Origin of the sequence: Micromonospora sp. NPDC048930 (assembly GCF_043197935.1) — a bacterium.
Classification (GTDB): Bacteria; Actinomycetota; Actinomycetes; order Mycobacteriales; family Micromonosporaceae; genus Micromonospora.
In genome coordinates this window covers 140811-162686 of sequence record NZ_JBICUB010000007.1, presented here as the reverse complement: position 1 = coordinate 162686, position 21876 = coordinate 140811, and the positions used below count along the sequence as shown (strand labels likewise).

General features: G+C 74.9%; 22 protein-coding genes. 10 read left to right on the top strand and 12 right to left on the bottom strand.

From position 1 onward, the window contains the following. Positions 1-131 precede the first annotated feature (131 nt). From moaC to ACGFI9_RS19905, 4 genes are all read left to right on the top strand, one after another. Positions 132-623, top strand: coding sequence for a cyclic pyranopterin monophosphate synthase MoaC (moaC, locus tag ACGFI9_RS19920; protein WP_393179673.1), 492 nt, complete (start codon positions 132-134; stop codon positions 621-623). Then, positions 620-1090 carry a molybdenum cofactor biosynthesis protein B gene (locus tag ACGFI9_RS19915; protein ID WP_393179671.1) on the top strand — a complete coding sequence of 157 codons (471 nt, stop codon included), beginning with the start codon at positions 620-622 and terminating at the stop codon, positions 1088-1090. The genes moaC and ACGFI9_RS19915 overlap by 4 nt, the downstream gene beginning before the upstream one ends. Positions 1091-1235: 145 nt before the next feature. Next, a complete protein-coding gene (locus ACGFI9_RS19910) occupies positions 1236-2492 on the top strand; it encodes a molybdopterin molybdotransferase MoeA (RefSeq protein ID WP_393179669.1) in 1257 nt (418 codons plus the stop codon). Then, positions 2489-2920, top strand: coding sequence for a molybdenum cofactor biosynthesis protein MoaE (locus ACGFI9_RS19905; RefSeq protein ID WP_393180145.1), 432 nt, complete (start codon positions 2489-2491; stop codon positions 2918-2920). Before ACGFI9_RS19910 ends, ACGFI9_RS19905 begins: the two co-directional genes overlap by 4 nt. Positions 2921-2954: 34 nt before the next feature. Here the strand turns inward: ACGFI9_RS19905 and ACGFI9_RS19900 are convergent, their stop codons facing one another. Both ACGFI9_RS19900 and ACGFI9_RS19895 read right to left on the bottom strand, forming a co-directional pair. After that, positions 2955-4391: a glycosyltransferase 87 family protein gene (locus ACGFI9_RS19900; RefSeq protein ID WP_393179667.1), complete on the bottom strand. Its 1437-nt coding sequence runs from the start codon at positions 4389-4391 to the stop codon at positions 2955-2957. 204 nt (positions 4392-4595) lie between these two features. Then, positions 4596-5141 carry a DoxX family protein gene (locus tag ACGFI9_RS19895; RefSeq protein ID WP_393179665.1) on the bottom strand — a complete coding sequence of 182 codons (546 nt, stop codon included), beginning with the start codon at positions 5139-5141 and terminating at the stop codon, positions 4596-4598. 135 nt (positions 5142-5276) lie between these two features. Here ACGFI9_RS19895 and ACGFI9_RS19890 point away from each other — a divergent pair, with 135 nt between their 5' ends. Next, complete coding sequence (locus tag ACGFI9_RS19890; protein ID WP_393179663.1) at positions 5277-5822, top strand: GNAT family N-acetyltransferase; 546 nt, start codon at positions 5277-5279, stop codon at positions 5820-5822. 9 nt (positions 5823-5831) lie between these two features. Here ACGFI9_RS19890 and ACGFI9_RS19885 read toward each other — a convergent pair whose 3' ends face one another. Together ACGFI9_RS19885 and ACGFI9_RS19880 are read right to left on the bottom strand one after the other, a co-directional pair. Further along, positions 5832-7067 carry an AAA family ATPase gene (locus ACGFI9_RS19885; protein ID WP_393179662.1) on the bottom strand — a complete coding sequence of 412 codons (1236 nt, stop codon included), beginning with the start codon at positions 7065-7067 and terminating at the stop codon, positions 5832-5834. A gap of 138 nt (positions 7068-7205) precedes the next feature. After that, the gene (locus ACGFI9_RS19880) at positions 7206-7859 is read right to left on the bottom strand and encodes a flagellar basal body protein FliL (protein WP_393179660.1); all 654 of its coding nucleotides are present in this window, start codon (positions 7857-7859) and stop codon (positions 7206-7208) included. A gap of 87 nt (positions 7860-7946) precedes the next feature. On the opposite strand from ACGFI9_RS19880, the gene ACGFI9_RS19875 reads away from it, so the two are divergent. Further along, positions 7947-8954, top strand: coding sequence for an EamA family transporter (locus ACGFI9_RS19875; protein WP_393179658.1), 1008 nt, complete (start codon positions 7947-7949; stop codon positions 8952-8954). A gap of 222 nt (positions 8955-9176) precedes the next feature. Here ACGFI9_RS19875 and ACGFI9_RS19870 read toward each other — a convergent pair whose 3' ends face one another. The 5 genes from ACGFI9_RS19870 to ACGFI9_RS19850 form a co-directional block, all read right to left on the bottom strand. Further along, positions 9177-12365: a UvrD-helicase domain-containing protein gene (locus tag ACGFI9_RS19870; protein ID WP_393179656.1), complete on the bottom strand. Its 3189-nt coding sequence runs from the start codon at positions 12363-12365 to the stop codon at positions 9177-9179. Between the two features lie 94 nt (positions 12366-12459). Then, on the bottom strand, positions 12460-13737 hold the full coding sequence (locus ACGFI9_RS19865; RefSeq protein WP_393179654.1) for a metallophosphoesterase: 1278 nt from the start codon (positions 13735-13737) through the stop codon (positions 12460-12462). Between the two features lie 20 nt (positions 13738-13757). After that, positions 13758-14003 carry a MoaD/ThiS family protein gene (locus ACGFI9_RS19860; protein ID WP_393179652.1) on the bottom strand — a complete coding sequence of 82 codons (246 nt, stop codon included), beginning with the start codon at positions 14001-14003 and terminating at the stop codon, positions 13758-13760. Between the two features lie 3 nt (positions 14004-14006). Further along, positions 14007-15023, bottom strand: a complete 1017-nt coding sequence (gene moaA / locus ACGFI9_RS19855) for a GTP 3',8-cyclase MoaA (RefSeq protein WP_393179650.1) — start codon at positions 15021-15023, stop codon at positions 14007-14009. Continuing rightward, the gene (locus tag ACGFI9_RS19850) at positions 15020-15934 is read right to left on the bottom strand and encodes a fructosamine kinase family protein (RefSeq protein WP_393179648.1); all 915 of its coding nucleotides are present in this window, start codon (positions 15932-15934) and stop codon (positions 15020-15022) included. Before ACGFI9_RS19850 ends, moaA begins: the two co-directional genes overlap by 4 nt. A 163-nt stretch (positions 15935-16097) precedes the next feature. Here ACGFI9_RS19850 and ACGFI9_RS19845 point away from each other — a divergent pair, with 163 nt between their 5' ends. Continuing rightward, positions 16098-17153, top strand: coding sequence for a DUF4192 domain-containing protein (locus ACGFI9_RS19845; protein WP_393179646.1), 1056 nt, complete (start codon positions 16098-16100; stop codon positions 17151-17153). 35 nt (positions 17154-17188) lie between these two features. On the opposite strand, the gene fdhD is transcribed toward ACGFI9_RS19845, so the two are convergent. Beyond that, complete coding sequence (gene fdhD, locus ACGFI9_RS19840) at positions 17189-18052, bottom strand: formate dehydrogenase accessory sulfurtransferase FdhD (protein WP_393179644.1); 864 nt, start codon at positions 18050-18052, stop codon at positions 17189-17191. Positions 18053-18136: 84 nt separating this feature from the next. Between fdhD and ACGFI9_RS19835 the strand changes: the two genes are divergently transcribed. The 3 genes from ACGFI9_RS19835 (at position 18137) to ACGFI9_RS19825 (ending at position 20192) form a co-directional block, all read left to right on the top strand. Then, positions 18137-18739, top strand: a complete 603-nt coding sequence (locus ACGFI9_RS19835; RefSeq protein ID WP_393179643.1) for a molybdenum cofactor guanylyltransferase — start codon at positions 18137-18139, stop codon at positions 18737-18739. Then, positions 18736-18993, top strand: coding sequence for a DUF6457 domain-containing protein (locus tag ACGFI9_RS19830; RefSeq protein WP_393179641.1), 258 nt, complete (start codon positions 18736-18738; stop codon positions 18991-18993). Before ACGFI9_RS19835 ends, ACGFI9_RS19830 begins: the two co-directional genes overlap by 4 nt. Before the next feature lie 101 nt (positions 18994-19094). Then, the gene (locus ACGFI9_RS19825; protein WP_393179639.1) at positions 19095-20192 is read left to right on the top strand and encodes a hypothetical protein; all 1098 of its coding nucleotides are present in this window, start codon (positions 19095-19097) and stop codon (positions 20190-20192) included. A gap of 148 nt (positions 20193-20340) precedes the next feature. Here the strand turns inward: ACGFI9_RS19825 and ACGFI9_RS19820 are convergent, their stop codons facing one another. After that, positions 20341-21297: a zinc-binding dehydrogenase gene (locus ACGFI9_RS19820; protein WP_393179638.1), complete on the bottom strand. Its 957-nt coding sequence runs from the start codon at positions 21295-21297 to the stop codon at positions 20341-20343. A 75-nt stretch (positions 21298-21372) separates the two neighbouring features. Then, entirely contained in the window at positions 21373-21831 is a 459-nt protein-coding gene (locus tag ACGFI9_RS19815; RefSeq protein WP_302770476.1) for an Lrp/AsnC family transcriptional regulator, read from the bottom strand. Positions 21832-21876: the final 45 nt, after the last annotated feature.

Below are 21876 nucleotides of genomic sequence, written 5' to 3'. Positions count from 1 at the left end.
ACGCCCGCCGGCGGGTTCCCCCCAGCGACCGGCCGGCGGGTAGGTGGGGAGGAGCGCCACCGGCACCCGCTGCGGCGCTCCTCCCCACCGGTACGGGCGGCGCGTCGTACCCGGGGGGATAGGCTCCGGCGGTGACCGAACCCGCGCAGCTCACCCACGTCGACCCGGCCGGCGCGGCCCGGATGGTCGACGTCTCCGAAAAGGCGGTCTCCGGCCGGCTCGCGGTCGCCGCCGGCCGGCTCCGCACCACCGCCGAGGTGGTGGAGCTGCTGCGCCGCGACGGCCTGCCCAAGGGCGACGCGCTCGCCGTCGGCCGGCTCGCCGGGATCATGGGGGCCAAGCGCACGCCCGACCTGATCCCGCTCTGCCACCCGATCGCCCTGCACGGCGTCACCGTCGACCTGCGGCTCACCACCGACACCGTGGAGATCACCGCCACCGCGAAGACCGCCGACCGCACGGGCGTCGAGATGGAGGCGCTCACTGCCGTGGCCGTGGCCGGGCTGGCCCTGGTCGACATGGTCAAGGCCGTCGACCCGGCCGCCTCGATCGACGCCGTACGCGTGCTCCGTAAGGAGGGCGGCAAGACCGGCGAGTGGGTGCGGCCGGAGGACCGGCCGTGATCCGGGCCCGGGTCGTCGTCGCGTCCAACCGGGCAGCCGCCGGGGTGTACGCGGACACCAGCGGTCCCCTCCTCGTCGCCGGCCTGCGGGAGCTGGGCTGCGAGGTCGACGAGCCGGTGGTGGTGCCGGACGGTGACCCGGTCGGCGTGGCGTTGCGGGCGGCCCGCGACGAGGGCGTCGACGTGGTGCTGACCAGCGGGGGCACCGGCATCACCCCGACCGACCGGACGCCCGAGGTGACCCGGGCGCTGCTCGACTACGAGATCCCCGGCATCGCCGAGGCGATCCGGGCGCACAGCCGGGACAAGGTCCCCACCGCCGCCCTGTCCCGGGGGTTGGCCGGGGTGGTCGGCCGGATGCTGGTGGTCAACCTGCCCGGGTCGCGGGGCGGGGCCAAGGACGGGCTGGCCGTGCTCGGGCCGATCCTGACCCACGCGGTGGACCAGCTCCGCGGCGGCGACCACTGATCATGCTTCGACCGCTCCCGACCGGCCGGCGGCCCCGGTGCGGCCCTCGCGCCGCCGGGCGACGCTCCGGGCCGGATGACGGCCGGTCCGGCGCCGCGCAGCGCCCTGGACCCATCGGCCCCCGGGCCGGCGATAGGCTCGCCGGATGAGCACGGAAACCGCAGCCGCCGCGGCGCAGGTCGCCGCGCCGCCGGCCGGGTGGGAGGAGGCCCGCTCCCGGGTGTACGCGGTCGGCCTCGCCGCCGCACTCCCCGCGGTCGACCGGCCGCTCGCCGACGCCGACGGCCACACCCTCGCCGAGCCGCTCACCACGCGTACCGACCTGCCGGCGTTCCCCACCTCCAGCGTGGACGGCTGGGCGGTGCGCGGGGACGGTCCGTGGCAGGTGGTGGGGCGGGTGCTCGCCGGGCACACGCCGGCCCCGCTGACCGAGGACGGCACCACCGCCGAGATCGCCACCGGCGCGATGGTCCCCGCGGGCACCACCGCGATCCTGCGGATCGAGGAGTCGACCCGTACGGCCGACGGCCGGGTGGCCGGCACGCCGCGCCAGCAGCCGGAGTGGCGGGAGCCGGGCGAGGAGGCGTACGCCGGGGAGGAACTGCTGCCGGCCGGCACCCCGGTCGACCCGGCGGTGCTCGGCCTCGCCGCGTCCTGCGGCCACGACACCCTGCGGGTCCGGCGGCAGCCGCGCGCCGCACTGCTGGTCTTCGGCGACGAGCTGCTCACCGCCGGCCCGCCCGGCGCCGGCCGGGTCCGCGACGCCCTCGGCCCGGCGGTGCCGGCCTGGCTGCGCCGGTACGGCTGCCAGGTGCGCCCGGCCGACGTGGTCGGCCCGGTCGAGGACACCCTCCCCGCCCACCTGGCCGCCCTGCGTGGCGCGCTGGCCGACGCCGACCTGGTCTGCACCACCGGCGGCACGATGCACGGGCCGGTCGACCACCTGCATCCCACGCTGGCGGCGCTCGGCGCGGACTACGTGGTCAACACCGTCGCGGTCCGCCCGGGCTTCCCGATGCTGCTGGCCCGCGTGGTGGACGACGCCGGCCGGGTCCGCTTCGTGGCCGGCCTGCCGGGCAACCCGCAGTCGGCGATCGTCGCGCTGGTGTCGCTGGTCGCGCCGCTGCTCGCCGGGCTGGCGGGCCGGCCGATGCCGGTGCTGCCGCAGGTCACCCTCGCCGAGCCGATTCCCGGCCGGGGCGACTACACCCACCTCGCCCTGGTGCGGGTGGACCGGGCCGCCGGCACCGCCCAGCCGCTGCGCCACGTCGGTTCGGCGATGCTGCGCGGGCTGGCCGGGGCGGACGGCTTCGCGGTGATCCGGCCGGGCACCTCCGGCGAGGCCGGCGACCGGGTGCCGGTCGTACCGCTGCCGCTGACCCCTGGGGAGCGGGCGTGGTGAGCCCGGTCGAGGGGGTCGTCCTCGGCGCGGTGACCGACCAGCCGCTCGACCTGGCCGCGCACGAGGCGGCGGTCGCCGACCGGCGGGCCGGCGCGGTGGTCTCGTTCCAGGGCGTCGTCCGCGACCACGACCACGATCGCCCGGTCACCCTGCTCGAGTACGAGGGGCACCCCACCGCCGAGGCCGTGCTCCGCGAGGTCGCCGCCGAGGTCGCCGGCGACCCGCAGGTGTACGCGGTGGCCGTGTCACACCGGATCGGCCGGCTGGAGATCGGCGACGTGGCCCTGGTCGCGGCGGTCAGCACCGCGCACCGGGCGGCGGCCTTCGCGGCCTGCGCGAGGCTGGTCGACGAGGTGAAGGCGCGGTTGCCGATCTGGAAGCGGCAGGTCTTCGCCGACGGCACCGAGGAATGGGTGAACTGCCCCTGACCGGTCCGCCCGCCGACGGTGGCGGGGCGGACCGTCAGCGGCGGGCGGTCAGCTGGGCGGCGCGGACCAGCCGGTCGTGGTAGAAGGCGGGTTCGGCGCCGGGTCGCCACGGCAGCGCCGCGACCAGCACGATCAGCGCGATCGCCAGCGAGTTCTCCATGAGCGCGCCGAACAGGCCGTCCTGGTAGTGCGACACCTCGGGAAGCTGGTGCTCGTACGGCCAGATCGGGGAGACCAGGAAGAGCAGGTAGAGCGCGAGCGCGCCGACCCCGTGCCGCAGGCCGGTGAGCGTCGGGTACCAGATCGGCGGGCGCAGCGGCGGCACCCCGCCGGTGGGCGGCGTGCCGGCGATCCGGGCGGACAACCCGCGGCTCGCCTCACGGCGGCGTACCGCCGCGTCGGCCAGCACGATGATCGCCGGGATGACCCAGACCAGGTGGTGCGACCAGGAGATCGGGCTGATCACGTTGGCGGTCAGCCCGACCAGGGTGAACGCGGTCAGCTCGTCGCCGTCGGCGCGGGCGCTGGCCGCCCGGGACAGCCCCAGCGCCAGCACCAGCACCGAGAAGGCCAGCCAGAGCAGGCCGGGCGTCTCGATCGAGTCGTAGAGCCGGGCCAGCAGGCCGGCGAGGGACTGGTTGGCGGTCATGTCCGCCGCGCCGACCCGCTCGGTCTGCCAGAGCACCGAGCTGAAGTACGTCCGGGACTCCGCGCCGCAGAGGGCGAAGGTTCCGAGGGTCACCGCGATGGTGGTGCTGATCGCGGTCAGCGCGGCCCGCCACTGCCGGGTGATCATCAGGTACGCGATGAACAGCGCCGGGGTCAGCTTGACCGCGGTGGCCAGGCCGATGCCGACGCCCGCCCAGGTGCCGCTGTAGACGAACCGGGCCAGCGCCGAGTCGGCGGTGTCGTGGTGGGTCCCCCGCTTGGCCCGCCAGCGCAGCCCCACCATGTCCGCCATGATCAGTGCGAAGAGCAGCAGGTTGACCTGGCCGTACCCGAGGGTCTCCCGGGACGGCTCGATGGCCAGCGCCATCGGCGTGGCGACGGCGACGGTGAACCACAGGGGCCAGCCGAGCCGGTCGACGATCGGGCGCAGCAGCGCGGCCAGCACCACGGCGAGCGCGGCGATGCTGGCCAGGGCGTTGAGCCAACCGGCGGCCGCGACCGGCAGCCAGGACATCGGCAGCATCACGAGCCCGGCGAAGGGTGGGTAGGTGAAGCCCAGGGTCGTCGAGGGTGCGATGAAGTCGTACAGCTCGTTGCCGCTCGCCCACCACACCACGGCACCGTGGTAGATCTTCATGTCGAAGAAGTTGTACGGCCGCCCGAACGCGCCGATGGCGAGCCATGCGGCGTAGGCGACGGCGGCCACGGTGCCGGTCCGTACGACTGTCCTGCGATCGATCCCACGCGTTCCGCGACGGACTGGAGCGAGGCGGTCGATCCGTCTACCGACAGTCGCCGGCATGGCGGTGCCACCCCCGTACCAAGATCGTCCTACCCGTCCAGGTCCCGAACGGAGCCTAGAACGGCGCCTCACGTTGCTGCCTCCCGCGTTATCCGACCGTGTCCGATCCCACACACGTTTTTGACATTTCCACCGCGTTAACGGGTGTCGGACGGTTCAGGTGATTAGTGGCCTTGCGGGGGGTGGTGGGCGTATTGATGCAGGTCAGCCCGGAAGTCGGCGGGCAGTGGCCGCCGAGCGTGCGGCGATCTTCGCTTCCCGGCGGGCGGTCTGGACCCCACGACGGACGGAGCTCCGCGTGTGGTTGATCCGGTGACCCGCGCGCCAGCGCAGTCCGGGCTTGCCCTCGGTGTCAGCGGCGGCGAGGAGCAGACCGCCGAAGAGTCCGAGGTTCTTCAGGAAGTGGACCTGGTCGTTGTTCCTCGCCATCGGATCGTCTCTCTCCCAGAAGCGATGGGCGGCGACGGTGACCGGCACCAGGGTGCCGGCCAGGACCAGGGCGGCGGGCCGGTTGAACCTCCCGGTCGCCAGCATCAGCCCGCCAATGAGCTGGGTGGCCGAGTTGGCGCGGATCAGCGTCTCGGTGTCGGTGGGGAGGCGGGGGTGCAGGTTCTGGATCAGCGGGGTGGCCCGGTCGGTGACCGGCTTCGCGACCTGGGCCAGCCGGCCCGGGTTCTGGAGGTTGCGGGCGCCGCTGACCACGAAGATGCCGCTCAACATGACGCGGGCGAGGGTACGCACGGGCTTCATGGATCAGTCATACCCCGTCGCGCCGGCCGCCACCCCGGCAACGCCCGAAAGGGATCGGCCGACGTGGACGTCCGGCTCGGACCGATTTCAGCGACCGTCGCTGATGGACCGGCCGGGCGCGGTAAGGTCGCGCGGGTGACGACCCTGCGACTCCGACCCGAGGATCCGGCGGACGAGGGACCGGTCGCCCGGGTGCTGGCCGCCGCCTTCGCCCGCCCCGACGTGGCCACGCCGCCCGAGGTGGCCCTGGTCGACGAGCTCCGGCACAGCGCTGCCTGGATCCCCGAGCTGGCGATGGTCGCCGAGCACGGCGGCGAGGTCGTCGGCTACGCGCTGCTCACCCGGGTGCGGGTGTGCACCGACGACCACGCGTACCCGGCCCTGGCGCTCGGGCCGGTGGCGGTCGCTCCGCACCGGCAGCGGATCGGGCACGGTACGGCGGTGGTGCAGGCGGCCCTGGACGCCGCGACCGAGCTGGGGGAGCGGCTGGTGACGGTGCTCGGCGACCCGGCGTTCTACCGGCGCTTCGGGTTCGGCCGGGCCGACCGGATGGGGCTCACCAGCCCGTGGTCGGGGCTCGGGGAGCCGTGGCAGGCGCTGGTGCTGCCACCGTCCACCAGCGACGAGGCCCCGCCGGCGCCCGGCGAGGTGCTCTTCCCGCCGCCCTGGTCGAAGGTCTGACGCCGCCGGTCAGGCTGGCTGGGTCCGCAGGTAGCGGCCGAAGTGTGGGACGGTGAAGGCGACCGTGCCCCGCTCGCCGGAGTAGATCAGCCCCTTCTTGATCAGCGCGTCCCGGGCCGGGGAGAGGCTGGCCGGCTTCCGGCCCAGCGCGCGGGCGATCTCCGCGGTCGGCACCGCCGCGTCCATGTCGTCCCGACCGCTCTCCTCCCCCTCGACCAGGGAGAGCGCCGCCATCGCCCGCATGTACTCGCGTTCGGCCGGGGTGGCCCGCTCGAACCGGGAGCCGAAGAAGCCGACCGCCAGCTCGGCCTCCGCCTCGGGCGCGGCCACCCGGACGTCCGCAGCGGTGATCGGCGAGCGCGGGGCGTGGTCCCAGGTCGCCTTCCCGTACGCCTGGACGAAGTAGGGGTAGCCGCCGGACTTCTCGTAGAGCAGGTCGAGCGCCTTCTGCTCGTACTCGACCTCCTCCCGCTCGGCCGGCGCGCAGAGCGCCTGGTCGGCGGCGATCCGGTCCAGCCGGTCGATGCGCTGGTAGCGGAAGAGCCGCTCGGAGTACGACTTCGCGGCGCTGAGCACGGCCGGCAGGTGCGGCAGCCCCGCACCCACCACGATCAGGGGCGCGCCGAGCTGGGACAGCTCGTGGCAGGCGGCGCAGAGGGCGGAGACGTCCTCCGCGCCGAGGTCCTGCATCTCGTCGATGAAGATCGCGATGCCGGTGCCCACGTCGGTGGCGACCGCCGCCGCGTCGCTGAGCAGCTCGACCAGGTCGATCTCGATGTCGCCGGAGTCGGCGCGCCCGCTGCTGGCCGGCACGTCGATGCCGGGCTGCCAGCGGTCGCGCAGCTTCGGCGCGGCTCCGCCCCGGCCGGTGGACGCGGACCGCTGGGCGAACGCCTTGAGCACGCCGAGAAACGCGTCGATCCGGTCCGGGGCGCGGTGTCGGGGCGCCAGCTCGCGGACCGCCATGTGCAGCGCGGCGGCGATCGGCCGGCGCAGCGACTGGTCGGGCCGGGCCTCGATCTTGCCGGTGCCCCAGAGGTGGTTGATCGCCTCCGAGCGGAGGGTGTTGAGCAGGACGGTCTTGCCGACGCCGCGCAGGCCGGTGAGCATCAGGCTGCGCTCGGGGCGGCCCCGGGCGATCCGCTCCAGCACCACGTCGAAGACGTCCAGCTCGCGACCCCGCCCGGCGAGTTCGGGCGGACGCTGGCCGGCGCCCGGGGCGTACGGGTTGCGGACCGGATCCACGAATCGCAGAGTATCGGGCCGTCTAGCTGGCAGGCTAGACATCCGTAGATGGGGCTACCGGCGTGTCGAGTCCTTCGAGACAAAACTAGGGCTGTCTAGCGTCCGTGCTAGACAGCCCTAGTTTTCACTACGGCGGGGTCACCGATGCTTCAGGCAGAGCACGAAGTCGAGCGTGTCCAGCTCGCTGTTGAAGAAGAACCAGTCGGTGTAGCCCGCCACCTTGGCGCACTTCGCCTCGGCGTCCTGCTGGCCGCTCGTCGGACCGTCGATGCGGCGCAGCACCTCGTACGTCTTCGGGGCGCACTCGGTGACCACCAGCCTCGGCTCGGCGACGCTCCCGTCGTTGCGGACGCACTGGCCCGCCTTGGCGAAGCGCGGGTCGGTCGAGGAGGCCGGGGCCGGTGCGCCGGCCGCCGGGCCGGCCGGTTCGCTCGCTGCCGCCGACGGATCGACGGCCGGTGCGGTGGGCTCGCCGGGCCCGCTCACCGGGGCCGGCGTGTCGCGGCCGAAAAGCCAGAACGCCGCCGCGCCGCCGAGCAGGAGCACCACCACCATGGCCAGCACCGCGACGAGTGGACCCCGGCCACGCTTCGGTCGAGGCGGCTCCGGGTACGGCGGGCCGCCCTGGTCGGGTCCGGCCGGCGGGAAGGTCGGGTGGGCGGGCTGCCCGGTGTCCCGGCCGGTCGACGGCTCGTACCACTGGGCGGGCGGCTCGTACTGCGGAGCGGTCGGCGCGTACCGCTGGTTGGCCGGTGGTTCCCTCCAGTCGTCCCGTCGTCCGAAGTTCGACATGGAAGGCCCTCCTGGGTACAACCGCGCTGAGAGGCCGGCCACCAACGGAGGACGGCGACGTCCTGGTCACCGTAGCGTGGTCCACCGATGAGCTCACGCCCCGCGAGTGCGACACCGGTCGCCCACCCCGCCCCGCCCGCTGCCACCACCCGACCGGCGCTGATCTGGACCGCACTGGTCATCGTCTACCTGCTCTGGGGCTCGACGTACCTGGGTATCCGGGTCGCGGTCGAGTCGCTGCCGCCGCTCACCTCCGCGGCGATGCGGTTCACCGCCGCCGCCGGGGTGCTCGCCCTGGTGCTGCGGCTGCGCCGGGGACCGGGTGCGCTCCGGGTCGACCGGCGGCAACTCGGCTCCGCCGCCCTGGTCGGCGTGCTCCTGCTCGCCGGCGGCAACGGGCTGGTGGTGCTCGCCGAGTCCGGCCCGCCCGGGGTGGCCCTGCCCTCCGGCATCGCCGCGCTGCTGGTGGCCACCGTCCCGCTCCTGGTCGTGCTCCTGCGTACGCTCGGCGGGGACCGGCCCCGGCTGTGGACCTTCGCCGGGGTGGCCCTCGGTTTCGCCGGCCTCGTCCTGCTGGTGGTGCCCACCGGCGGGACCGGGACCGGCAGCGTGCCGGTGGTCGGTGCGCTCACCGTGGTCGCCGGGGCCACCTGCTGGTCGGTCGGCTCCTACCTCTCGGGGCGCATCCGGATGCCGGCGGACCCGTTCGTGGCCACCGTCTACGAGATGGTGGCCGGCGCGGCGGCGCTCGGCGTGATCGCCGTCGGCCGGGGCGAGCTGCGCGGCTTCTCCCCCGCCGAGGTGACCGGCCGTTCCTGGGCGGCGCTGGCGTACCTGATGGTGGCCGGCTCGCTGGTCGCCTTCACCGCGTACGTCTGGCTGCTGCACCACGCGCCGATCTCGCTGGTCGCCACGTACGCGTACGTGAACCCGGCGGTCGCGGTGGCGCTCGGCGCGCTGCTCGCCGCCGAGCCGGTCACCGCCCAGGTGCTGCTCGGCGGTGCGGTCATCGTCGCCGGCGTGGCGGTGGTGGTGAGCACCGAGCGGCCCCGGCGACCGGCCGACGGGGCAGCCGCCGAGGCGGCGCGCCGGTAACGGGGCCGGCGCCCCCTCCTGCTTCGCCGGGCACGTGCTGGTCGCCGCCCGTGTGCTTCGCCGGGGAACGACAGGACCGGAGAGCGATATGACTCTCAGACATATTTATGTCTCAGAGTCATATCGCTCTCAAGTTGGTGTTCGGTTGCACGGGCCGCAGCCGGCCGCCCACCGTGACCACCGGCGGGCGCGAGAGCGGGTCCGGAAGGCGTTCCGGTGCTGTCAGATCAGCCGGAGTTGGCGGTCCTTCGGGCGGCGGGCCTCCGGTTCGCCGAACCGCTCGAACAGGCCCGGGTCGATCACGTCGAGGAACGGCGACGGCCGGCACTCACGTTCCGCGCCGTGCCGGGTGCGTCGTGCGGCGTGGCTGACGTACAGCCGGTCCTGGGCCCGGGTGAGCCCGACGAAGAAGAGGCGCCGCTCCTCGGCCACCGCGTCCTCGTCCGGTTCCGTCCCGGGCCAGCGCAGCGGCAGCAACCCGTCCTCCGCCCCGACCAGGAACACCACCGGGAACTCCAGGCCCTTCGCGGCGTGCAGCGTGAGCAGGGTGACCGCCTCGGCGCGCGGGTCGAGGGCGTCCACCTCCGCGCCGGTGGCCAACTGGGACAGGAACAGCTCCAGGTCGTCGCCGCAGCGGCGGGCCAGCGGGGTGAGCAGGTCGACCGCCACCCGGACGTCCTCGGGGCGTACCGAGCCGGAGCCGTCGAGGGTCGGCACGGCGAAGCGGTCCGCCAGCACCTGCCCGGCCAGCCGGACCCGGGCGGCCAGTGAGCCGTCGAGGCCGGCGTGCCGCAGCTCGCGGGCGATCGCCATCACCCCGGGGCGGTCCCGGAGCCGGTCGTGCGAACGCTTCTGCACCGGGATGTTCGCCCGGGCCAGGGCGTCCACGATCGGGGCGGCCTGGGAGTCGGTCCGGTAGAGCACCGCGATGTCGGAGAACGACAGCGAGGTCGAGCGGCCGTCGATCCGGCCCGAGTCCAGCGACCGGTGGGAGAGGCCGCCGACCAGGTCGTCGATGGTGCGTACCAGGAAATCCGCCTCGTCCGCGACGGAGGCCGCGGCGTAGCGGCCGACCAGCGGGGCCTCCGGGTCGAGCCGGGCCGGGTCGAGCCGGCGGCCGCGCACCAGCGACGACGGCGCGATGGCCTGCACCGCGGCGGCCAGGATCGGCGCCGAGGAGCGGTAGTTGCGGTTCAGCCGGACCAGGCGGGCATCGGTGAAGTCCTGGGAGAAGCGCAGGAAGTAGCCGACGTCCGCGCCCCGGAACGAGTAGATCGCCTGGTCGGGGTCGCCGATCGCGCAGAGGTTGCCGTCGGCGGGGGAGAGCAGCCGCAGCAGCTCGTACTGGACCGCGTCCACGTCCTGGTACTCGTCGACGAAGATCCACTTCCAGCGCTCGCGGTACTCGCGGACCAGCTTCCGGTCGGCCTTCAGCAGCGCCACCGGCAGGGTGAGCAGCTCGTCCAGGTCGACCAGGTCACGCTTGCGCAGCAGCCCGGCGTACGCCTCCGGGTCGTCGCCGGCCTCGGTCCGGGCCGCCGCGCGATCGGCGTCGTCGGCGATCCGGAAGTCCACGGGCAGGCCGGCGGCCTCGGCGTTCTCCCGCAGGATGGTGAGCCCCAGCGAGTGGAACGTGCCGACGGTGACGTCCTCGGCCACCGGCCCGAGCAGCCCGTCGAGGCGGTGCCGCAGCTCCTCGGCCGCCCGCCGGGTGAAGGTGATCGCCAGGCACTGCTCCGGGAAGACGTTCAGCTCCGCGCAGAGGTACGCGATCCGGTGGGTCAGCGTCCGGGTCTTTCCGGTGCCCGGACCGGCCACGATCAGCAGTGGGCCGCCCGGTGCGGAGGCGGCCACCCGCTGCATCGCGTCGAGCCGGTCCAGCAGGCCGGTGCCGACCTCCTCCATGCCGGCGAGCATCGGCTCGAACGGCTCGTGCGGCGAGGGCGCCGGCGCGATCGGCGGGGGCGGCGGCGCGGCCTTCCGCTTCGGCTCGGCCTTCGCCGCCGTCGGGCGCTTGGCCCGCGGCTTCGGCGCCGGCTCCGCGGATTTCCGCTGCGCGGGCACGGGTACGTCGAAGAGCGTGTCCTGCGTGCCCGCGCCGTCCGTGCCGCCCAGCTCGGCCGGGTCGAAGAGGGTGATCACGCCGTACTCGCCGTCGTAGCCGGGCACTCGGCGGACGTCGCCCCGGCGCAGCCGGCCGATCCCCTCGGCGAGCACTTCCCCGGCGACCCGGCCGATCTCGTCCAGCGGGGTGCTGGTCAGGATCTCCAGCTCCGGGCCGAGCGCGGCGATCAGGTCGTTGAGCTTCCCCTCGACCTTCTTCGACCGGGCGCCCACCTTGTTGATCTCGCCGAGGATCTCGGCGAGCGGGACCAGGTGGGTGACCTCCCGGGCGTGCGCCGGCCGGTGCCCCTCGGGCCGGTCCGCCAGCTCCTCGACCCGGCTGAGTACGCCCACCGTCAGCGGCTTGCCGCACTCCGGGCACCGCCCACCGGCTTCCCGGGTCCGCTCCGGGGACCAGTTCACCCCGCAGAGCCGGTGGCCGTCGGCGTGGTACTTGCCCTCTTCCGGGAAGAACTCGATGGTGCCGGCCAGCCCGTCCCCGGTGCGGAGTGCCTCGCGGATGGCGAAGTAGTCGCGGGCCGAGTTGAGGACCGTGGCCTCGCGGGCCAGGGCCGGCGGCGAGTGCGCGTCCGAGTTGGACACCAGCTGGTAGCGGTCCAGGCTGCCGACCCGCCAGTTCATCGCCGGGTCGGAGGAGAGGCCGGTCTCCACCGCGAAGACGTGCTCGGCGAGGTCGGCGTAGCAGTCGGCGATGGCGTCGAAGCCGGATTTCGAGCCGAGCGCGGAGAACCAGGGCGTCCAGATGTGCGCCGGCACCAGGTAGCCGTCCGGGCTGGCCTCCAGGGTGATCTCCAGCAGGTCCCGGGAGTCCAGGCCGAGGATCGGCCGGCCGTCCGAGCCGAGGTTGCCGATCCGCCCCAGCGCGGCGTTGAACCGCGCCACCGCGTCCAGGTCCGGCAGGTAGATCAGGTGGTGCACCTTCCGGGTCCGGTCGTCCCGCTTGTAGATCGTGGAGATCTCCACGCTGAGCATGAACCGGACCGGGTCCGCCTCGGCCGTGCTCGCCAGCCGGGGCGGCAGGCGGCGGGCGATGTCCCGCTCCGCCTCCGGGCTGAGCCGGTACAGGCCGGGCTCGGCCGGGTGCAGCGTCTCCCGGAGGTGGTCGTACCAGGCGGGATGGGTGAAGTCGCCGGTGCCGAGCACGCCGATGCCCTTGCGTCGGGCCCACCAGCCCAGGTTCGGCAGGGTCAGGTCGCGGCTGCACGCGCGCGAGTACTTCGAGTGGATGTGCAGATCCGCGACGAATGGCGGGAGGCCACCGGGGGGTGCGGCGCTGAACGGAGGCACGCCGCATCCTGTCACGCCCGGTCCCCTGCCCGCCCGCCGCCACGCGTACGCGTGACCTGAGCAATCCGCCGCTGGACTGCGCGGCCCCGGCGCGCTATTGGGCGCGCAGCTCCACCAGGGTCACCTGTGGCGGGGCGCCGACCCGGACTGGCGGGCCCCAGAAGCCGGCGCCGTTGGTCACGTAGACCTTGGTGCCGTCCACCTCGCCGAGACCGGAGACCACCGGCTGCTGGAGCGGGACCAGCAGGTTGAACGGGGCCATCTGGCCGCCGTGGGTGTGCCCGGAGAGCTGGAGGTCGACGCCGAACTTCGCCGCCTCGTGCGCGGCCACCGGCTGGTGGGCCAGCAGCACCACCGGGCGGCTCGGGTCCCGGTCGGCCAGGGCGGCGGCGTAGTCGGGCGGGGCGGCCAGCCCGGTGCCGGCGGCGGTCACGTCGTTCACCCCGGCCAGGTCCAGCACCCCGCCCCGGGCGTGGATCTCCTGGCGCTCGTTCTGGAGCACCCGTACGCCGAGCCGGTCCACCTCGCGGACCCACTCCTCGACGCCCGAGTAGTACTCGTGGTTGCCCGTGACGAAGAAGCTGCCGTACCGGGAGCGCAGGTCACGCAGGGGTGCGGCCTCGTCGCCCAGTTCGGCCACCGAGCCGTCGACCAGGTCACCGACGATCGCCACCAGGTCGGCGTCCAAACGGTTGATCAGCGCGACGATCCGCTCGGTGTGCGCCCGGCCGGTCAGCGGCCCGAGGTGGATGTCCGAGACCGTGGCGATCCGCAGGCCGTCCATGCTGCGCGGGAGCTTCGCCAGCGGGATCCGGACCCGGTCCAGCTGCGGCGGACCCAGCGCGGTGCGGACGCCGTAGCCGGTGATGCCGGCGGCGGTGAGCCCGGCGAAGATGGCCGCTCCCCGGGCGAGCAGCAGCCGCCGGGAGGGGTCGTGGGCCGGCTGGCCGACCGCCGCGGCGGCCGGCGGGTCGACGAGGGGCCCGGTCGGGTCGTCGGCGGTGCTGCCGGTGGCGAGCGGGTCGGCGGCGCCGACCAGGGCCGGCTCGGGGGCCGCCGCGGTGGGTTCGGCGACCACCACCCGGCGACGCAGCACCAGCTTGGCCACCGCCATCGGCACTTCCAGCACCAGCAGCACGACCAGCAGGTAGAACATCAGGGCCAGCCAGAGGTAGCCCGGCCAGGCGACCCAGTGCACGCCGGCGTTGGTCACGATCATGGTGGCCGGGATCAGCACCGCCAGCAGCAGTACGACGATCCCGCCGATTCGCCGCCGGCGCCCGGGGACGGTCGTGTCCTTCACCAGCCGCTTCCACAGGTACACGTGGATCAGGGCGGTGACGAGCAGGACGAAGCCGACGAACGTCGCCATCGCCAACACCTGGGCTCCCCTCAGCCGCCGGCGAACGGCGGCAGCACGTCGACCGTCACGCCGGCCGGCAACGGTGCCTGCCGATCATGGCAGGCCACACCGTCGACCAGGAAACTTGCCGCCTTCAGCACCATGGCCAGCCGCTCGCCGTGTCGCGTCGACAGCTCGTCGACGAGTTCGTCCAGCGAGCGGCCCGCGGCCAGGGTCTCCTCGGACCGGCCGGCAGCGGCGCGCGCCCCGGCGAAGTAGCGGACGGTGAGCTGCACCCGTCAGCCTCCGATCGCCGACATCGGGCGGGCGGGTTGCAGGAAGGTCGGGTCGTCGATGCCGTGTCCGGCCCGCTTCCCCCACATCGCGGTACGCCACCGGCGGGCCAGCTCGGCGTCGTCCGCCCCGGCCCGCAGCGCGCCCCGCAGGTCGGACTCCTCGGTGGCGAAGAGGCAGGCACGCACCTGCCCGTCGGCGGTGAGCCGGGTGCGGTCGCAGTCGCCGCAGAACGGCCGGGTCACGCTGCCGATCACCCCGACCCGGGCCGGCCCGCCGTCCACCAGCCAGGTCTCGGCGGGGGCGGCGCCCCGCTCGGCCGGGTCCGGCGTCAGCGCGAACTCCCGGCCCAGCGCCGCCAGGATCTCGTCGGCGGTGACCATCGTCGTGCGGTCCCAGCCGTGCTGGGCGTCCAGCGGCATCTGCTCGATGAACCGCAGCTCGTAGCCGTGGGCCAGGGCGAACCGCAGCAACGCGGGCGCCTCGTCGTCGTTGACCCCGCGCATCAGCACCGCGTTCACCTTCACCGGGGTCAGCCCGGCCGCGGCCGCGCCGGCCAGCCCGGCGAGCACGTCGGCGAGCCGGTCCCGCCGGGTCAGCGTGGAGAAGCGGGCCCGGTCCAGGGTGTCCAGCGACACGTTCACCCGGTCCAGGCCGGCGGCGCGCAACGTGGGGGCGAGCCGTTCCAGCCCGAGGCCGTTGGTGGTCACCGAGATGCGGGGCCGGGGCTCCAGCGCGGCCACCGCCGACACGATGCCGACCAGCCCGGGCCGGATCAGCGGCTCCCCGCCGGTGAAGCGGACCTCGGTGACGCCCAGCCGCTGCACCGCGACCCGGACCAGGCGGACGATCTCGTCGTCGCTGAGCAGCTGCGGGCCGGCCAGCCAGGGCAGCCCTTCCGCCGGCATGCAGTAGGTGCAGCGCAGGTTGCACTTGTCGGTCAGCGAGACCCGCAGGTCCCGGGCGACGCGGCCGTACCGGTCGACGAGGACCCCGTCGGTCGTCGTCGGGGCGGCGCTCACCTGTCGACCGTAGCGCGTCCGGCACCCCGCAGCGCGGCCCGGGCGGCGGATCCCACCGCGTCCCGGTACGCCGCGCCGAACAGGGCGGTGTGCACCAGCATCAGATGGAGCTGGTGCAGCGGCACCCGCTCCCGCCAGCCGTCGGCCAGCGGCCACGTCTCCTGGTAGCCGGCCATGATCCGGTCCAGGTGGGGCGCGCCGCCGAAGAGCGCGAGCTGGGCGAGGTCGGTCTCCCGGTGGCCGCCGTGCGCGGCCGGGTCGATCAGCCGCACCCGGTCGTCGGCCCCCCAGAGCAGGTTGCCCGGCCAGAGGTCGCCGTGGATCCGCGCGGGTGGCTCGTCGCCGCCGAACTCCCCGATCCGGTCGGCCAGCTCCTCCACCACCCCGGTCTCCGCGGCGGTGAGCGCGCCGCCGTCCACCGACATCCGCAGGTACGGCAGGATCCGCCGCCGTACGAACCAGGCCGACCACGGGCCCGGGTCCGGCGTGTTGTCCTGCGGCAGCGCGCCGATGAAGCCGGCCCACTCCGCCCCGAACGCGGGCGCGCCGGCCCGGTGCAGCCCGGCCAGCTCGCGCCCGAACCGCTCGGCCGCCGCCGGGCTGGGCTCGCCCGGCTCGACCCAGTCGAGCGCCAGCAGCTCCGGCAGCGCCACCAGCACCTCCGGCACCGCGACCGTGCCCGCGTCGCGCAGCCAGCGCAGCCCGGCCGCCTCGGCGGCGAAGAAGCCGTCGGGCACGGGGCGTCCCGCGCGCTCCGGCCAGGTCTTGGCGAAGACCGAGTGCCCGTCGTCGAGGGTGAGCCGGGACGTGGCGCAGATGTCCCCGCCGGAGACCGGCGTCTCCCGGATCCGCTGATGGGTCAGGAAGGTCGGCAGGTGCTCCGGGTGTGCCCGCAGGTACGCCAGGTCCATGAGCGCAAGGTAGCGGGTCGGACCGACGGTCGGGGGTCGTGTCCCGCTGTCGACCGGTGCCGATCGGCGCCCACCTGGGCCGATACTCTCCGTATCTGTGGACAACCCGCGTGTCGTCCACAGGGCCTGTCGGGGTGGGCCGGGGTCGCCGCACGCTCCCGGCATGACTCCCACCGACCAGCTCCGGCTCGCCGTCCGCTCGCCCGCCGACCTCATCGCCGCCGTGCCGTACCTGCTCGGCTTCCACCCCGCCGACAGCGTGGTCGTGGTGGCGCTGCGCGGTCGCCGGGTCATCTTCGCCGCCCGGGGCGACCTGCCCGAGCCGGGCGCCGATCCGCAGCCGGCCGCCCAGCACCTGGCCGAGGTGATCGTCCGGCAGGGCAGCGAGTCCGCCACCGTGATCGGGTACGGTCCGGCCGCCCGGGTGACCGGGGCGGTCGACGCGGTCGGCGAGGCGCTGGACCGGGCCGGGCTGCTCGTCCTCGACGCGCTGCGGGTGACCGACGGGCGCTGGTGGTCCTACCTCTGCACCGAGCCGGAGTGCTGCCCGCCCGACGGCACCCCGTACGACCCGGTGACCAGCGAGGTCAGCGCGGCGGCCGTCTACGCCGGCCAGGTGGCCCTGCCCGACCGGGCCGCGCTGACCGCGCAGGTGTCCGCGCTCGACGGTCCGGTCCGGGTGGCCATGCGCCGGGCCACCGCCCGGGCCCGTCGCCGACTGGCGGCCCTGACCGAGGAGGCGAGCGAGACCGCGCTGGTCGGCGGCCGGTCCGTACGCTCCGCCGGGGTGGCGGCCGTCCGCACCGCGTTCCGCCGGCACCGGCGGGGCGAGCGGTTGACCGACGACGAGGTGGCCTGGCTGACCGTGCTGCTCACCCAGCTTCCGGTACGCGACCACGCCTGGGAACGCACCGATGGGCGGGACGCCGACATCAGCCTCTGGACGGACGTGCTGCGGCGGGCCGAGCCGGAGCTGAGCGCCGCCCCCGGCAGCCTGCTCGCCTTCGCGGCCTGGCGGGCCGGGTACGGAGCGCTGGCCGCGGTGGCCCTGGAGCGGGTGCTCGGCGCCCACCCCGACTATTCCCTCGCGCTGCTGCTGGACGACATGCTCCGCCGCGGGTTTCCCCCGTCCGAGCTGGACGGCTGGCCGGAGGTCGCCTTCCCCGGCGTGGTACGCCGCAAGCGCTCCCGCCGCCGCGTCACCCGCCGGCGCATCTGATGGTCCCGGCCGTCGGCGCCGACCCGGTGGCCGGCTCAGCCGGCCGGTTCGGCGACGCGGTGCGACCCCGCGTAGACGTTCATGGTCCGGCCGCGCAGAAAGCCGACCAGGGTCATGCCGGCCTCCTCGGCCAGCTCCGCGGCGAGGGTGCTGGGCGCGGAGACCGCCGCGAGCAGCGGCACGCCGGCCATCCACGCCTTCTGGGTCAGCTCGAAGCTGGCCCGCCCGGAGACCAGCAGCACGTGCCCGGCCAGCGGCAGTCGGCGTTCCCGGACCGCCCAGCCGACCACCTTGTCCACCGCGTTGTGCCGGCCGACGTCCTCGCGCAGCACCACCAGCTCGCCGTCAGCGGAGAAGAGCCCCGCCGCGTGCAGGCCACCGGTCCGCTCGAAGGCGCGCTGCGCGGCCCGCAGCCGGTCCGGCAGGTCGGCGAGCACCTTCGCGGGCACGCGCAGCGGGTCGTCGCGGACCGCGAAGAGCGACCGGGTCCGCACCGAGTCGATGCTCGCCTTGCCGCACACGCCGCACGAGCTGGTCGTGTAGAAGTTGCGGGCCGGGTCGGTGGTGGGCTCGGGTACCCCGGGGGCGAGCACCACGTCGACCACGTTGTAGGTGTTCGGCGTCTCCGCCCCGGCGCAGAGCTGGGCGGTGTGCACGTCGTCGGCGGACCGGATCAGCCCCTCGGTGAGCAGGAACCCGATCGCCAGGTCCAGGTCGTCGCCGGGGGTACGCATGGTCACCGCGAGCGGGTCGCGCCGGCCGGGGCCGGCCCGGCCGACCCGGATCTCCAGCGGTTCCTCCACCGCCAGGGTGTCCTGCCGGCGTATCTGGGCGCGCCGGTCGGCCGCCGCGTCGAGGTCGATCCGGAGTACGCCGCGCCGGTCAGTCGCCCGTCCCATCCCGCCATCCTGCCTCGCGAGGCCGGCCGTACGCACGGCGACGCCCGCCGCGCGGTGCGGGACCGGCGCGGTTACGGTGGCCCGGTGGGAACGGCGTACGCGGCGGTGGTGCTCTCCGGGGGCGCGGCCCGTCGGATGGGCGGGGTGGACAAGCCGGCCCGCCCGATCGGGGGCCGCCCGATGCTGCACCGGGTGCTGGCGGCGGTCGCCGACGCCGCGCCGCGGATCGTGGTCGGCCCGGCCGGCCCGGTTCCCGAGGGCGTACGGGTGACCCGGGAGGATCCGCCCGGCGGTGGCCCGGTCGCCGCCACCGCCGCCGGGCTGGCCCTGCTCGACCCCACCACGACCACGGTCGCCCTGCTCGCCGCCGATCTGCCCCTGCTCACCCCGGCGGCGGTGGCCGCCCTGCTGGGCGCGCTCGACGGGTCGACCGCCGACGGCGCCTGTTACCTGGACGGCGACGGGCGCCGGCAGCAGCTCTGCGGGGTGTGGCGGATCGCCGCGCTGCGGGCCGCGGTCGACCGGCTCGCCGCCGAGCGGGGTGGCACGGTCGACGGGGCCCCGGTACGCCGGCTGCTGGCCGGCATGGCCGTGCGGGAGGTGTCCTGGTCCGGCTCCGGGCCGCCGCCCTGGTTCGACTGCGACACTGACGAGGACGTACGCCGGGCCGAGGAGTGGACACGATGACGGTGATGGACGACTGGGTCACGGCCGCCTGCGCCGAGCTGGGCCTGGACCCGGCCGAGGTGTCGGTGCCGGTCGTGCTCGACCTGGCCAAGGACGTGGCCCACCAGGTGCTGCGCCCGGGCGCGCCGGTCACGGCGTACCTCCTCGGGGTGGCCGTGGGGCGCGGGGCGGACCTCGCCGCGACGGCCGCCCGGCTCGGTGAGCTGGCCGGCACCTGGCCGGTCGAGCTGGACGGCACCGCACCGACCGAGTAGGCCGTCCCGGGTGGTCCGCGACCCGGTGTCCGATCCCGGTCCGGCGTGATTCGACCTCCACCGTCCGTGGGTAGGGTGGCCCCTGACGGACGGAGGCGATCATGACGGCAGAGCACCCCTCGGCAGCCGGTGAGCCCGCCGGCGGCATGCCGGAGCAGTACGAGTCGATCCTGCTGGACGAGCCCACCACGGCCGATCTCCGGGCCAAGGTGACCGAGGCGTGGCGGGAGTTCGCCCGCGCGCTGGCCGACCGGCTGCGCGGCCTCCCCGCCGGTACGCACCTGGAGCTGACCCTCGACCCGACCGCCTCCGGGACCGGGGACGCCGTCTACTCGATCAGCGTCGACGTCGGCGACGAGGGCCGGCTGTCGGCGCGGGCGGTCGGCAACGCCACCCTGCCGCAGGGCTACCGCCTGGACCGCGCCGCCGTCGCGGACATGATCGCGCTCGGCTGGTCTCCGCCGGGGGTGGTCGAGGGTTCCGGCGAGCACTTCGGCCTGGACTGCGCGGTCGACGAGGCCACCCGGCTGGCGGCGGTGCTGTCCCGCACGCTGCGCGACGTCTACGGCGCCCCGCATCCCGCCTTCCTGGTCTACCTGGTACACGACGCCGAGGGCGAGGCGCTGCCGGTGGAGCCGCTCGGCACCGCCCGCAGCGAGTTCGGTCCGGACCGCGACGTGGAGACCGACCTCGACGAGGCGCTGGCCGCCGCCGGTAAGCAGGCCGCCGACAACGACGTGCTCGCCCTCGAGGAGCGGGTCCGGACCGTCGTCTCGACCATGCTCAAGTCGAAGGCCGACCAGGTGCAGGTCGACTCCGACGGTGACATCAACATCCGGGCCGGCTCGGCGATGGTCTTCGTCCGGGTACGCGACAACCCGCCCCTGGTGGACGTCTTCTCCCCGGTACTCACCGAGGTCGAGCCGACCGAACGCCTCTACGTGAAGCTCTCCGAGCTGACCAACCGGATGCCGATCGGCCGCCTCTACTGCGCCGACGACACCGTCTGGGCCTCCATCCCGGTCTTCGGCCGCAACTTCCAGGCCACCCACCTGATGCTCGCGGTCCAGGTGATGACCGGCCTGGCCGACGAGCTGGACGACCGGCTGCACGGCGAGTTCGGCGGCAAGCGGTTCTTCGGCGAGGGCGACAAGCCGGCCCGCGCCCAGTCCGAACACCGCACCGGCATGTACCTCTGACCCGCCGCCCGCCGCCCGCCGCCCGCCGCCCGCCGCCTGCGGGGCGGGAGGGCGCTGATTCACGGAAAGAGTGGCCATCCCGCGCGGAATGGCCACTCTTTCCGTGAATCAGGGCGTATCTCGGGGAGCGGGGCGAGAGGCGGCACAGTCAGTGGAGGTCGAGGAGGGTCTTGCCGAGCGTGGCGCGGGACTCGATGGCGGCGTGCGCGTCGGCGGCCCGTTCCAGGGGGAAGCGCTGCCCGATCAGCGGGCGGAGCCGCCCGGCCGCGCCCTCGGCCAGCGCCCGCTCGGTGAGCGAGCGCAGCTCGTCCGGCCGGGCACCCGGACGGAGCAGGGTCACCCCGCGCGCGGCGGCCACCTCCTCGGGCAGATCCGCCCAGGCGCCCCCGGCCAGCCCGAAGCTGAGCATCCGGCCACCCCGTTCGAGCAGGTCGAACGCGGCCCGGGCGAGCGGGCCGCCCACCCCGTCGAAGACCACGTCCACCCCGCCCGTGGCGGCGCGGACCCGGTCGGGCCAGTCCGGCTCCCGGTAGTCGACCACCACGTCGAGGCCGCGTTCGCGCAGCAGCGCCACCTTGCGGGGGCCACCGGCGGCGGCGACGACCCGCGCTCCGGCCGCCGTGGCGAGCTGGATCAGCAGGCTGCCCACTCCGCCGGCCGCCGCCTCCACGAGGACCCGTTCGCCGGCCCGCAGTCCGGCCGCCCGCAGCAGCATGAGGGCGGTACGGCCGTCGGCAAGCAGCGCGACCGCCTCGTCCAGCGGCAGCCCGTCCGGCACCGGGAGGGGGGCGTCCCGGTCCACCGCCACGCGTTCGGCGTACCCGCCGGTGCCGCCGGTGGAGCTGACCACCCGTCGTCCGACCAGCCCCGCGTCCACGCCCGGGCCGACCTCGGTGACCACCCCGCCAACCCCGTTGCCGGGGATCACCGGCAGGTCCCGGGGGAACGGCCCGAACCCGGTCGCCCGGAACATGGTCTCGACGAAGGTCAGGTTGGCGTGCGCCACCTCGATCAGCACCTGCCCCGGACCGGGCACCGGGTCCGGGGCCGGCCCGGGGACCAGCATCTCCGGACCGCCGAACTCCCGCAGCCACACCGCCCGCACGTCACCCTCCCGACCGGGGACCACCCCCGCGGCGGTCCCCCGGTGCCCAGTGGACCACCTGAAGCGGACTTGAGGTCAAGGAGCGGACGGGCCGACGCCGGGGGACTCGACGAGCCGGGACAGGACGATGGTGCTCCGCGACGAGGTGACGAAGGACTCGGCGCGCAGCCGTTCCAGCGCCTCCTCCAGGTGGGCGATGTCGGCGGCCCGCAGGTGCACCAGCGCGTCCGCCTCCCCCGAGACGGTGTACGCGCCGACCACCTCGGGGTGCCGCCGGGCCGCCGCCCCGATCTGCGCCGGCGTGGTCCGGCCGGCGCAGAAGAGCTCGACGAACGCCTCGGTGGTCCAGCCGACGGCGGCCGGGTCGACCACCGCGGTGAAGCCCCGGATGACCCCGGCGGATCGGAGTCGGTCGACCCGACGCTTGACCGCGGGGGCGGAGAGTGACACCCGGGTGCCGATGTCCGCGTACGAGGCGCGGGCATCTGCCACGAGCAACGCAATGATTCGCTGGTCGACCGCGTCTATCTGCAACGTTCCGCCTCTGGGAAGCAATGGTTGTGGCTGTTACCAAAGTTG